Genomic DNA, 12,566 nt, shown 5'->3' with positions numbered 1-12,566 from the left:
GTGTCCGTCAAAACTAGTAAATTAGATGCGTGACAGCTTCGCAATGTCTCAATCTTCCCCCATCACCGATCCGGCTTTACTCGAACAAGCGATTCTTGGCAAAATCAACACCCGGACGACAGCGAAGGGGGAAATTACATTTCCGTGTTTGCCTCAGTTACTCGACCATTACCTTCGCCAAATTGAGGAGCTTTTCATCTCCCTGCACAAACCCTTCTCTGCCGGCGAAATCGAAAATATCCGTCAGATGTTCGCCCTAAATCTCGAACGGGGATTTCAGATAACACCTCACGCCTACGTCATCTTCAAGTACCAACCCGCACAACCCCCCAAACAAGGCTATCTCTGCAACTTTCAGCTCACGGGAGGGTCGGTCGCGCAGCAGTACGAAAATTGGGTACGCCATCGCAAACCGCCGCTATTCGGCACTCACCCCGATGCTAAAGTCATCGCCATTGCCAAACAATTACAACCGCCTCAAGCCAACCCGATTTTAGATGTGGGTGCGGGAACCGGGCGAAATACCATCCCCTTAGCGCAGTTGGGGCATCCCGTAGACGCGATCGAACTCACTCCCTCTTTTTGCCAACAAATGCGATCGAGTGCCGCCGAAAAATCCCTCCCCATTACCGTCACCCAAGGCAACGTGCTCGATCCCACCATCCGGATGCAACCCGCCCATTACCAACTGGCGGTAATTTCCGAAGTGATTTCTCATTTGCGATCGACTGACGATTTACGATTGCTACTGGCGAAAATGTGCGATTTCTTGCGTCCGGGGGGATTGCTCTTATTCAACCTATTTTTACCCGTAGAAGGGTACCCACTCAGCGATCGAGAACGGGAATGGGCTCAGATGACCTTCTCCTCGATTTTCTCGAGATCGGAACTCGCCGCAGCGGTCGATCGATTGCCTCTACAAATGTTGTCGGAAGAATCCGTTTACGAGTACGAAAAAGCCCATCTCCCCCCCCAAGCCTGGCCGCCGACGGGATGGTTTGAGAATTGGTCGACGGGACGGGATGTTTTCCCCGTTTTGGCACAACCTCCGATTTCATTGCGTTGGTTTTTGTATCGGCGATTGTAGGGGGTGTGGGGTGTAGGGGTGTAGGGTGTGGGGTGTGGGGTGTGGGGTTAAAAGTTGTAAAACTTCATTTCTCTAAGGCTTTAATCAACGCGAATAAGAGTCTCCCGACAGATTCACATTGCGTTAAAGCTACATTAACATTCTCACTTGTAGAGAGTTGAACTCTTTGAGACAGCAAAAGATGAGTTTCGAGTTCTTTAAGCGAGCCTTGGGCAATATACAGAAAGTGGATGTATTCTTTCCGATTTTTCCGTCCGTATCCCTCAGCAATATTCGCAGGAACTGAACTCGAAGCTCTACGAATTTGGGAAGTCATTCCATACATTTCTTCTTTGGGAAATCCTTTCGTTAGGCGATAGCAGACTTCTGCTAGATTCATCGCCCCTTGCCACGCTATCAAATCTCGATAAGATTCGATCGATGTATTTCCCATTAAATATCCTTCACTGTTCTCCTTACCAAAATCTTACCCCCACACCCTACACCCCTACACCCCACACCCTACACCCCACACCCTAATTTAATGCAAGAAATGCCGAACTCCCGTTAACACCATCACCAAACCCAATTCGTTCGCTGCGGCGATCGAATCCTTATCGCGAATGCTGCCACCCGGCTGGACGATCGCCTCAATTCCTGCCGCCGCCGCCGACTTCACCGAATCGTCGAAGGGGAAGAACCCATCACTGGCAAGGGTTGCTCCTGTTGCCTTATCTCCTGCTTGTTCGAGAGCAATTTTCGCCGCACCGACGCGGTTCATTTGTCCAGCCCCAATGCCTAATGTGGTGCGATCGCGAGTCACGACGATCGCATTAGATTTCACGTGTTTTGCCACCTTCCACGCAAAGAGTAACTCATCCAATTGTTGCGGTGTCGGTTGCTTTTCAGTAACCACTTGCCACTGACTCGGTTCTTCAACTAAATCGTCCGCCGTTTGCACCAAAAATCCACCGGCAATTGCTTTAATAATCTCCTTTTCTCCGGTTGCTAAACTCGGTAAAGTCAGCACCCGCAAATTCGATTTCTTAGCTAAAATTTCCTGGGCTTCTGCCTCGCAATCTGGGGCGATAATGCATTCGAGGAAGGTTTTAGTTAAAGCCGTTGCCGTGGGGGCATCGATGGGACGATTGAGGGCGACGATACCGCCAAAAGCCGAAACCGAATCGGCGGCAAATGCCCGTTCGTAGGCGATCGCCAAACTTTCATCCACGGCAACCCCGCAAGGATTGGTATGCTTGAGAATTGCCACTGCCGGGGGGCTGTTGGGATCGAGAAATTCGGCAATAATTCGCCGTGCCGCTTCCAAATCCACTAAGTTGTTGTAGCTGAGTTCTTTCCCCTGCAATTTTTTAGCCGTTGCCCACCCCGTTGGTGTTTGCCCCACTTGATACCACGAAGCGGGTTGGTGGGGATTCTCGCCGTAGCGGAGGGATTGGATTTGGGCGCCGACGATGCCGAATCGTTCCGGCATTCCTTCTGTTTCCGATGGGATTTCAAGATAAGTGGCGATCGCTCGATCGTAAGCTGCCGTATGCCAAAATGCCGCCTTGGCGCATTCTTCCCGGAATGCTGACGAAACCTCGCCCCCCCCGCGTTGCAATTGGTCGAGGTAAACATCGTAGCGGGACGGATCGCAAAGTACCGTTAAATACTTATAATTTTTCGCGGCTGCCCGCAACAACGTCGGACCACCAATATCGATATTTTCGATCGCCTCTTCGAGGGTAACATCGGGTTTGGCAATGGTGGCTTCAAAGGGGTATAGGTTCACCACCACCAAATCGATCGGACGAATTTGATTTTCTTCGAGTTGCGCCACATCTTCGGGAAAATCCCGTCGCGCTAAAATTCCCCCATGAATGCGCGGGTGTAGCGTTTTCACCCGTCCCCCCAAAATTTCCGGAGACCCGGTATAGTCGGAGACTTTGGTGACGGAAATACCCGCCTCCTGCAAGGTTTTCGCCGTACCGCCACTGCTAACGATCTCAAAGTCAAAGGATTCAACTAGCGATCGGGCGAATTCCACCAACCCGGTTTTATCAGATACGCTCAGCAGTGCCAGACGCGCCATAGCTCTTAATTCTCGCTCTTCGTAGATGACAGGAGAATTTTATTCTACACGTAAGGGGGTATAGGGTGATTTAGTGATGGGGTAATGGGGAAAAACGACCGGTCGATCGCACAATTTTTCGCCGTTGTCCGCGTTCTGTGTCGCGAGTGCGATCGATCGCCTAAAGATTAGGGGTGAGTCTGATAGAAAAGAGGTCGCGTTCTGGCGAAAATCTCTCTATCCAACTCACCCCATCGGGCAATTAGAACTGTAGAACAACCGAAATTTCGATGCCCAGCTGCCAATTGCCGAAACATATATGGGCTTAGCGCTTGGGCACCATAGCCATGTAATTCATGGATTGAGTCATGATCCGTCCGGTATTGCTGGGTCGAGCGTTGACGGAACGAGCCATATTCACGTACAGTTCGGGGCTGCCGGCTTTGGCTTGCTTCTCTTGGGGAGTAAAGCGACGAACCTGATTCTGCCACACCACTTGGGGGAAGCCCAAAACAGAGCGGTGGTATTCTCCGTAGCGAGGTGTCTTCAGGTTAAACGGTGTTTCACCGGTGGCCCGCTGGGGTAAGCTCCGACGGCGCTGATAGGGGACGATCGTATCGCCGTAGTTTTCTAAATACTCGTCGCTATCGAGCAACGTATCGATAAAGCCTTGGATGCCTTTGGTGGCAACGACGATCGACCAAGCAATCTTTTCGCGCTCGCTGTACACGTCGCGTCCTAACACCCGCTGCACGCAAATTTCAACAAAGCGATAGTTGCTATTGGTGTCGAAATTCAGACGACGGAAGGGATCGGAGAGCACCAGACCCCGAATGAACTCGCGCACGGTTAGGCGACCGTCTTTGAGTTGAGATTCTAAAAACTTTTGACGATTGCTTTTGAGAATTTGGTGCTCGCTAAAGATTTGACGATAAGCTGCCCAAATTAGCTCGTCCCAAGTTCCACCGGCGAGCAAGTTCTCGGCATCGTAGATTTTAGGCTGTTCTTCGCTCGGAACTTCATAACCGTTCACCCGCGCGTTTTGGGTAACGGGTTTGTAATCTAGTAAAGGAATTGCCACGTTAATTTCTCCGTAATCTTTTCCTGAAAATTTAAGCGTTGTGAATATTAACGCTTGGTGCAGCGTTGCCAACGATTTTTAGCGCTCGAGAGAAACCTCGACGTGCAAGTATCGTGGACGATGCTGGGGAAATGCCCCCAATCTCAAGGCTCGATCGCACCTGACAACGTTACACGAGGTAGACTCTGCACGATCGCGCAAACTAACCTTCAGATTAGGGGATTGCGTTAATACTTATCTCATTTTTATGAGTGAAAGTAACAATCTGTAATAATGGTCGTCAACATTTTGCAAAACTTCGTAATATTGCAAAGCCTCGGGCAATCGGACTTCGCTAGCTCTGTGAAGTCGGAGACAAGGAGAGAGACAGTAACGCGGTGATGGGAGACGCGGTGATGAGGTGAATAACGATTGACTGTATTTCATTGTTCGTTAATCGATTCCTTCAAACACCGGACAACGACCATCCGGGGTAACTTTAAACCCAAACAGGGGAGAAGCTTGATTCCAGCATTGCTGTCCCCGACAGTGAATGCAGTTGGCACAACATGCCACATCAAAAGGAATGGGACGATCTCGACTTCGATCGAGAAGTTCTCGCTGGGGAACGCCGCGCAGTACCAGTTCGTCTCCCTGCCAGCGGGTTTCGATCAAACCGGTATCGGCAAAATTTTGCCATCGCGGATCGGCAAGAATGGACTCGGGTAAGGTAATCGTCACGGCGCGATCGAATTCCGTTAACTCCCCTTCGTAGTGAGTTTCGGTTTGTTCGGTTTTGATAAACTTCTCCCGAATCGGCAACTCAACCAGGAGACCATTTGCCGGACAGTGAACTTGATAGCGGTTGCGGAGTTCTTCTAAATTCGTTAAATCCGCCAGATAGTTCGGCGAACCGTGAACGAAAATAATGTGTTGGGGACGAATGTTGTGAATGGCTTGAGTGGTTCCGGAAACATCGCAATGTTCGCTGAGGACGTAGGTTTCGATTTGGACGTTGTCTGGCGGCTGCCAGTCCCAGTTTTCTTCCGGGAGAGGATAGCCGGGATGCTGCTGACACAGCACTAACCAAGAACCGGATTCCGAGTAACAGTATCGACTCAAATCGTTTGTTTCTCGGGCAAGAACGATCGAAGGGGAGCTGCCGAAGGTCGATCGATCCGCCTCGACAAACCGTCGCATCCGAGGACGAATGCGATCGTCCCAAAATAAGGGTTGGTGACGGGCGAAGTTTTGGACGGCGGTGGGTAACTGGGGCAAAATATCGAGGTAGGCATCGCACCCGGCAGCTACTGCACTGTCGACCCAGATATCGATATCCCGTCCGGTAAAATGATGGTGGGAACGCAACAGCATCAGCAGTTCCTGGGCCAATCCCAGGGGAGAAACGGGAAGCAAAATCGAATCGCCGCGCGCGATCGCCCGATCGATGCGTTCGGCGAGTTGGTTTTCTTGGGTGCGCCGTCTCGGATAGCGGGCCGTGCCGTAACTGCCCTCGACAATCAGTACGTCGGGGGAAGAACCGCGTAATTCTTCTAAGGGCAATCCTTCCACCAGGCGGGAGTTGGAGAGTAAAAAATCCCCGGTGTATGTGAGGGTGTAGGTGAGGGCCGAACTCATATAGCTGAGGCGGACGATCGCCGCACCGGGTAAATGACCCGCCGGCAGCAGTTCGACCCATAAGTCTTCTTGGAGTTGCACGGGATTTCGCCAGGGCAATCCTTGGCAAAACTCCGGTGGGTTCTCGATTTCGGGCCAGTTGAGGGGAAGCAGGCGCGCGGTGACTTCGCTGGCATAAATTGGCAGTCCGGGCATGGCGCGGTGCAAATCCAGCAACCCCCTGGCATGGTCGGCGTGGGCGTGGGAACATACCACCACATCGGCAATATGCAACCGTCGATCGCTCTCTAAAAGACTCGAAATATCTCGCAGTCCGCAATCGAGCAAAATGCGGTGGGGCCCCATTCGCACCCACACACAGATACCTTCATCGGTATGACCGACACCGTAAGGTAAACATTCGAGTTCCATAAGCACTTGCCCTCGGTCGGGGATGGGGAGTCAATTGACAGGGAAACGCAGGCGATTGTCATTTACCCCTTCACCGCATCCGGAGCTTCTCCCCTTTCTGAATTCCGAATTCTGAATTCCATACCTTGATGCTATCAAGTTCGGGGATCGCATCTCGATTGAGTTTGTTTAGTCATTACTGAACAAACGAAACGTGCTAATATTAGAGTAGATAAAAAACTCAGTTTAACAAGGTACGACGCTTGGCAGATCGACAACACCAACAGAAACACTTTATTGAAGAAGTCGGCTTAGCCTTTGAGAAACTGGGTCTACCGCGAATGGCGGGTCGCGTCCTGGGATGGTTGTTAGTGGCCAATCCCCCGCACCAATCCCATAAGGAACTCGCCGAAGTACTCGCAGCCAGCAAAGGCTCTATCAGCACGACCACCCGGATGCTCATCCAAGTGGGTTTAGTTGAAAGAGTCAGTTTACCCGGCGATCGCCTCGACTACTTTCGCATCAAACTCGGAGCGTGGTCATCTTTGATGGAGCAGCGCATGGGGCAAATTTCTGCCATTCGCCAACTCGCCGAACGGGGTTTGGAGTTAGTCGATCGCACGAATTCCGAGCAGTGCCAGCGACTTCAAGAAATGTACGATCTCCACGCCTTCTTCGAGCAACAGTGGCCGCAGCTTTTAGACAATTGGCAGCAAAAACGCCAACAACAACTCCAAAGCGACTCTCTCCAAACGCACAATTCACCGACAGAAGCGGTTAACGGATAGTCTCCGCTTTCGATTTCGAGTACTCGATCGAAACTCATCCGCTTTCCACTCCAAATGGCAATCGGGTTTTCCTTCGATTCCTTCTCGATCGCATTCCTCAATCCTCTGACTGTTCCATTTTCGGCAGTCTAGTCCGAACTCGCCCTTGAGACGTTTATTCTTTCCGTCCGATCGTGCAATTACCATTCAGCGAAAAATTTAAGCTTCCAATGCCAGCCATTGTTGGGTTAGTCATCGTGGGTGTCGTGGGAACGGCAGTCACTGGTGTCACCATCGCCCGACGGGGCAATACCCAACAAGCGGCCATCGAAGAACTCCTCGTCACCGTTGCCGCGGAGGATGTCACCGTCCGCATCGAAGCCAACGGAGAAGTGCAACCGGTGCAGCGAGTCAACGTCAGCCCCAAAACCCAAGGTCGTTTGGCGAAGATCCTCGTCGAACAGGGAGATCGGGTCACGGAAGGTCAAGCAATCGCCCAGATGGATGCCGAAGAAATCGAAGCCCAACTACGGCAGATGGATGCCCGTCTCGATCGCGCCCGAGCCAACTTAGAGCAACAGCTTAACGGTTCGCGCCCCGAGGAAATCGATCGTGCCCGAGCTCGCCTGGAGCAAGCACAAGCTAATGAAGAACAGAGCTTGTCTCGGGTCGAGCAAGCCAAAGCCCGAGTGCGGCAATCCGAAGCGCAACTGGCGCAACTCGAAGCCGGAACCCGTTGGGAAGAAATTGCTGAAGCCGAAGCGAGCCTCTCTCAAGCCAGAGGACGAGTCGATGAGGCTCGATCGCGCTTGAGCCTGGCTCGTCTCGATGTCGAGCGCAATCGTCGCCTGGAATCCGACGGTGCTATTTCCCGCAGCGATCTCGATATCGCCATCGATGAAGAACGCCGCGCCAGCGCCAATCTAGAGCAAGCCAAAGCCGGAGTAGCCGAAGCTCAACGACGATTGGAACGGTTGCAAAACGGGACTCGTCGCGAAGAAATCGATCGCGCCGAGGCTGAAGTCGCCAGTGCCCAAGCCGATGTCTCCAGCGCCCAAGCTGAAGTTTCCAGTGCTGATGCGGCGGTTTCCGAAGCCCGCGCCCAACTCGAAGAACTCGAAAACGGTACCCGCATCGAAGAAATTGCCCGCGCCGAAGCCGATGTCGTCGATGCCGAATCCCAGGTGGAAGTTTACGAAACTCGACTTGAAGATACGAAGGTGCGCGCCCCCTTTACCGGCATCATCACCCAACGCTATGCCGACCCCGGTGCCTTCGTCACGCCGGCAACCTCTGCATCGAGTGCGGCATCAGCCACCTCCACTTCGATCGTCGCCCTTGCTAAGGGGTTAGAAGTTCTCGCCCAAGTCCCCGAGGCGGATATCAGCCAAATTCAACCGGGTCAAGAAGTAGAAATCGTTGCCGATTCCTACCCCGATGAAGTGTTTGCCGGACGGGTGAAACTGGTGGCCCCGGAAGCGGTGAAAGATCGGGATGTGACAGTGTTTGAAGTGCGATTGGAAATTGAAACGGGGTTAGAACAGTTGCGATCGGGAATGAATGCCGATCTAACCTTTTTGGGCGAGCGCCTCGAGAATGCGTTAGTAGTTCCCACGGTGGCGATCGTTACCAATAAGGGGCAAACCGGAGTTCTGGTTCCCGCAGCCGAGGATGATGTGGAATTCCAAGAAGTGACCATCGGACCGACGGTGGGCGATCGCATTCAAATTTTAGACGGGGTAGAACCGGGAGAGCAGATTTTCTTGGGTTTACCGGAAGGGCAAAAGTTAGAGGAGATTTTAGAACCCGAATCTTTCTAAACTCAAAAATTCTCTCCGATCTAAATCTATTTACGCCATGTGCAACTTTAGATCGACTTCCGTGGTGACAATACAGACCATATCCCCTTTTCCTTTGACCCCATGTTGTCAGATTTTGGAGAATTCGTTGCACAGAGCGTTATTTTTATGTCAAGGTAACGCTCTGTGCAATCTTTTTGCGCTCGCCATGTGGTGAGCGAGCAGACTTCTCCCTCTTTTCCTCTTCCCCCTTCCCCTTTGACCCCGTGCTGTCAGGTTTTGGATCGTATAAGTTGCACATGGTGTTAAAGGTAATGCTCTTCTTTACCCCTTTCCCCTTCCCCTTTAACCCTTCTCCTTTTTCGAAAAACCATGAATGCTTTTGAATCCTTTAAAATGGCAGCTCAAACCCTAGTTGCCAATAAAATGCGCAGTAGCTTAACGATGTTGGGAATTATCATTGGGAATGCATCAGTAATTGCCATGATTGGTGTCGGAGAAGGGGCGCAAAAATTTGTCTCCGACCAAGTTTCATCATTGGGATCGAATCTGTTATTTATTTTACCCGGTAGTCCCGAAGCCCAAAGTCGTCCGGTGTTTTCGCCACAAACCCTCGTTCTCGAAGATGCGATCGCCATTGCCGAACAAGTACCTGCCGTTAAAGAAGTTGCCCCTCAACTTAATAGCAGCGAACTGGTCAGCTATCGCAATAAAAATGTTTCCACCCTCATTTACGGCACGACACCCGAGTTACTGTCCGTGCGAGATTTTGATGTCGCGCGGGGTCGATTTCTGACGGATTTAGACCTAAAACGCAATCAACAAGTGGTCGCGATCGGTTCAGAACTAGCCGAACAATTATTTGGAAATGCCAATCCTTTAGGCGAACAAATTCGGATCAAAAATGTTTCTTTTACCGTGATTGGCGTGATGCAGCCAAAAGGTTCTTCCTTTGGGACAAATTTGGATGAAACGGCATTTTTACCCGTGACTACGATGGCGAATAGAATCGTGGGAAAAAACTCTCCCTACGGTCTAAGCGTGACGTTTATTAATGTCAGTATTAAAGACGAAAATCAAATGCGGGCGGCGCAGTTTCAAATTGAAAACTTATTGCGGCTGCGCCATCAAATTACTGACGAAGATGACTTCACCGTTCGCAACCAGCAAGACTTGCAAGAAACCACCGGAGCGATTACCGGAGCGCTCAAAATAATGCTGGCGGCGATCGCCAGTATTTCTCTACTCGTCGGCGGCATCGGCATCATGAATATCATGCTCGTTTCAGTGACCGAACGGACTCAGGAAATCGGATTGCGCAAAGCTATCGGCGCATCGGCGCGGGATATCCTGGTGCAGTTTACCATCGAAGCGGTGATTTTGTCGATCGTCGGCGGTGCGATCGGGACAGGAGTGGGGGTAAGCGGGATTCTGGCGGTGAGTAACTTCAGCGACTTCGATGCCGGAGTCTCCCCTGTGGCGATCGCCCTAGCAACCGGTGTATCCGGGGGTATCGGTCTGTTTTTCGGCGTTTTCCCCGCCCAACGCGCCGCCAAACTCGATCCGATCGTCGCTTTAAGAACGGCTTAGGGATGAATTCGGAATTCGGAATTCGGAGTTCGGAAAGGGGAGAGAAGGAGATGCTCCGAACGCCCGGAAGGGGAGAAAAACAATTGCTCGGTCTTCGTTGTCAATTGTCAATTGTCCATTAACGTTCAGTGGATGTTTAGGGCGTTTTCATCAAATACTCATATGGATGGAATTCAATGAAAAGTAACAAAAGTCCTCGATCGCCTACACAATCAAAAATTAAAACTCATGTCTGCAACCCCCTCCACTTCCGCTTCCCTCTGGCAAAAATTTGGACAAAAACTGAGTATCGGTGCTGCGCTCTTCGGTGCTTCCGGTTTACTCTACGCTCAGTCAGCCCAAGCGGTGCGTCTGAGCAACGGACAGATGGCATTCGAGCAACCCCCCAGCTTAGTCGAAGCCAATGCCAGCTCCAGCACTCCCGACGCTCCCGCCACCTATTACTTCACCATCGAAGTTCCTGAAAATGCCGGGGAACCCTTGGGTGCGGTGACCATCGACCTTCACGAAGGCGTTGAAGAGATTTCCTATAAAACTGACTCGACTCGGGCATTTACCGGCGATCGCGACGAACTGACTCTTGCCAGTATTGGTGGAATGTCCGACGATCCCGATGCCGTCACCGTCGAATTCGATACCCCCGTGGCTCCCGGCAATACCGTCACCGTGGCTCTCAAATCCAAGCAAAATCCAGGCTTGGGCGGTATTTATCTCTTCGGCGTGACCGCTTATCCGGCAGGGGAACAGAGTCAGGGTCAGTTCCTAGGCTTCGGTCGCCTGCGCTTCGTTGACCGCTAATTACCTTAAACCGCTCGGGGACACAAGATGAGATATGGAAGTGGGAGCGTCTGGCTCCCCTCATCTCAGATCCAGCTGACTCAAATCCGGTTGAATTATGGGATGTGCGGGAAAATAGCGCACCAACCATCACCCCAGTTTTGGATAAGCTCAAACCTGCATTCTATGCGTTGTGGAAAAATGAGCGAAAACCCGACTCTCTCGTTAGCTCGATCTAGATTTGGCTTTTAACTAAAACTAACGTCAACGGTCGTTGACTCCTACCATAATTTCAACGCGAGTACGGGTTAAAGATGTTGAACGATCGTTCCTGAGCCTGGATGATTCACAACGCCGATCGTCAATGCCTGAAACCCTGAACAGTAGTGGAATTCGGGAATTGTCGCTCGATTACAAACTGTAATTGGGACAAAACCCGCCAATCCACTGATACTGAAGGATTTCGGCTGTTTGAAGAAGGTTTTCATGAATAATCCAGGTTAGCCCAAACAACGTAAATTTCTTCGCCCCATTATGCAATGGACAACACTGAAATAAGTGTTTGAGCGTATCCCGTACTGACGTGAATTTGAAGGTCGGGATTACCGGAGACCGGGAAAGTTGAAGATATCGAGCGTTCTCCCCTTTCTCCCTTAACCCTTAACCTTTCTCCCTCGTTTCTAATAATGAACCACGACCGGCGTTCCGTAAGCAGCCCAGTAGTACAACCATTCTGCATCCCCAGTGGGCATATTCACGCAGCCGCGACTGACAGGATAGCCGAAGGAATTGTGCCAATACGCGCCGTGAATGGCGTAGTTCCCATAGAAAAACATCGCGTAAGGTACGTCGGGAACGTAGTAATCCGCACCGGACATCGGGGTGGAGTAGTATTTCGTTTGGATCGAAAAGACACCGGTGGGGGTGGGGGTAGAATCGACGCCGCTAGAGATATACGTGGAGTACACCAGACTCGAACCCGACCACGCCGTCAGTAACTGCTGGGAGAGATCCACCTCGATCCAGCGCTGCCCGGAATTTTCCAGATACCGAATCTCGGCCATAATGCTTTGGGCGAGTTTTTGTGGTTCCGGTTGGGCGGTCTCAAACGGAGTATTTCCGGTGGGGGCAGCACGTCCCGGTGCGGACAAAATACCGAGCGCGCCGACACTAAAAACGGTCTGAATGGCTGCAAGGGTAACACAGCGTCGAAGCAGTGAAGAAAAGAAACGAGACATAGGTTTATTGCTTGTAAAATAGCCGATCGCGGTGATATGTCTAGCTTAACTGTGATAATGGACAACGGACAATTGACAATTGACAATTAATAAGGATTAATAATAAATCAATTGTTTGTCTCCTCGTCCTCCTTCTGGTCTTCCTTTTCCCCACTCCGCGCTCCCGTTGG

10 protein-coding genes are annotated in these 12,566 nt (G+C 51.3%); 5 read left to right on the top strand and 5 right to left on the bottom strand.

What is annotated here, in order from left to right; genetic code table 11:
- Window positions 1-43 precede the first annotated feature (43 nt).
- Complete coding sequence (locus tag AC2215_RS04630; RefSeq protein WP_486808788.1) at window positions 44-1,087, top strand: class I SAM-dependent methyltransferase; 1,044 nt, start codon at window positions 44-46, stop codon at window positions 1,085-1,087.
- 64 nt (window positions 1,088-1,151) lie between these two features.
- Here the strand turns inward: AC2215_RS04630 and AC2215_RS04625 are convergent, their stop codons facing one another.
- The 4 genes from AC2215_RS04625 to AC2215_RS04610 all read right to left on the bottom strand — a co-directional run bounded on the left by AC2215_RS04625 (window position 1,152) and on the right by AC2215_RS04610 (window position 6,246).
- Window positions 1,152-1,520 carry a four helix bundle protein gene (locus AC2215_RS04625; RefSeq protein ID WP_486808787.1) on the bottom strand — a complete coding sequence of 123 codons (369 nt, stop codon included), beginning with the start codon at window positions 1,518-1,520 and terminating at the stop codon, window positions 1,152-1,154.
- An 87-nt stretch (window positions 1,521-1,607) separates the two neighbouring features.
- Window positions 1,608-3,158 (bottom strand): bifunctional phosphoribosylaminoimidazolecarboxamide formyltransferase/IMP cyclohydrolase, encoded by a 1,551-nt coding sequence (purH, locus tag AC2215_RS04620; RefSeq protein ID WP_486808786.1) that lies wholly within the window; start codon window positions 3,156-3,158, stop codon window positions 1,608-1,610.
- A gap of 304 nt (window positions 3,159-3,462) precedes the next feature.
- Window positions 3,463-4,218 carry a phycobilisome rod-core linker polypeptide gene (locus AC2215_RS04615; RefSeq protein WP_486808785.1) on the bottom strand — a complete coding sequence of 252 codons (756 nt, stop codon included), beginning with the start codon at window positions 4,216-4,218 and terminating at the stop codon, window positions 3,463-3,465.
- 432 nt (window positions 4,219-4,650) lie between these two features.
- Window positions 4,651-6,246, bottom strand: a complete 1,596-nt coding sequence (locus AC2215_RS04610; RefSeq protein ID WP_486808784.1) for an MBL fold metallo-hydrolase — start codon at window positions 6,244-6,246, stop codon at window positions 4,651-4,653.
- Between the two features lie 242 nt (window positions 6,247-6,488).
- Here AC2215_RS04610 and AC2215_RS04605 point away from each other — a divergent pair, with 242 nt between their 5' ends.
- From AC2215_RS04605 to AC2215_RS04590, 4 genes are all read left to right on the top strand, one after another.
- A complete protein-coding gene (locus AC2215_RS04605; protein ID WP_486808783.1) occupies window positions 6,489-7,013 on the top strand; it encodes a GbsR/MarR family transcriptional regulator in 525 nt (174 codons plus the stop codon).
- Window positions 7,014-7,222: 209 nt separating this feature from the next.
- Complete coding sequence (locus AC2215_RS04600) at window positions 7,223-8,812, top strand: efflux RND transporter periplasmic adaptor subunit (RefSeq protein ID WP_486808782.1); 1,590 nt, start codon at window positions 7,223-7,225, stop codon at window positions 8,810-8,812.
- Window positions 8,813-9,163: 351 nt separating this feature from the next.
- Window positions 9,164-10,381 (top strand): ABC transporter permease, encoded by a 1,218-nt coding sequence (locus AC2215_RS04595; protein WP_486808781.1) that lies wholly within the window; start codon window positions 9,164-9,166, stop codon window positions 10,379-10,381.
- Between the two features lie 228 nt (window positions 10,382-10,609).
- On the top strand, window positions 10,610-11,179 hold the full coding sequence (locus tag AC2215_RS04590; protein WP_486808780.1) for a DUF2808 domain-containing protein: 570 nt from the start codon (window positions 10,610-10,612) through the stop codon (window positions 11,177-11,179).
- Window positions 11,180-11,838: 659 nt separating this feature from the next.
- Here AC2215_RS04590 and AC2215_RS04585 read toward each other — a convergent pair.
- Window positions 11,839-12,396, bottom strand: coding sequence for a L,D-transpeptidase (locus tag AC2215_RS04585; protein ID WP_486808779.1), 558 nt, complete (start codon window positions 12,394-12,396; stop codon window positions 11,839-11,841).
- Between the last annotated feature and the right edge of the window lie 170 nt (window positions 12,397-12,566).

Source organism: Zarconia sp. (genome assembly GCF_057467645.1).
The sequence above is the reverse complement of the archived record's forward strand: the minus strand, read 5'-3'. Positions and strand labels throughout refer to the sequence as shown.

Excerpts from the sequence above, each read along its gene's own strand:
- AC2215_RS04630 (WP_486808788.1), top strand. The coding sequence starts at position 44 with ATGTCTCAATCTTCCCCCATCACCGATCCGGCTTTACTCGAACAAGCG.
- AC2215_RS04625 (WP_486808787.1), bottom strand. The coding sequence starts at position 1,520 with ATGGGAAATACATCGATCGAATCTTATCGAGATTTGATAGCGTGGCAA.
- purH (WP_486808786.1), bottom strand. The coding sequence starts at position 3,158 with ATGGCGCGTCTGGCACTGCTGAGCGTATCTGATAAAACCGGGTTGGTG.
- AC2215_RS04610 (WP_486808784.1), bottom strand. The coding sequence starts at position 6,246 with ATGGAACTCGAATGTTTACCTTACGGTGTCGGTCATACCGATGAAGGT.
- AC2215_RS04600 (WP_486808782.1), top strand. The coding sequence starts at position 7,223 with ATGCCAGCCATTGTTGGGTTAGTCATCGTGGGTGTCGTGGGAACGGCA.
- AC2215_RS04595 (WP_486808781.1), top strand. The coding sequence starts at position 9,164 with ATGAATGCTTTTGAATCCTTTAAAATGGCAGCTCAAACCCTAGTTGCC.
- AC2215_RS04590 (WP_486808780.1), top strand. The coding sequence starts at position 10,610 with ATGTCTGCAACCCCCTCCACTTCCGCTTCCCTCTGGCAAAAATTTGGA.
- AC2215_RS04585 (WP_486808779.1), bottom strand. The coding sequence starts at position 12,396 with ATGTCTCGTTTCTTTTCTTCACTGCTTCGACGCTGTGTTACCCTTGCA.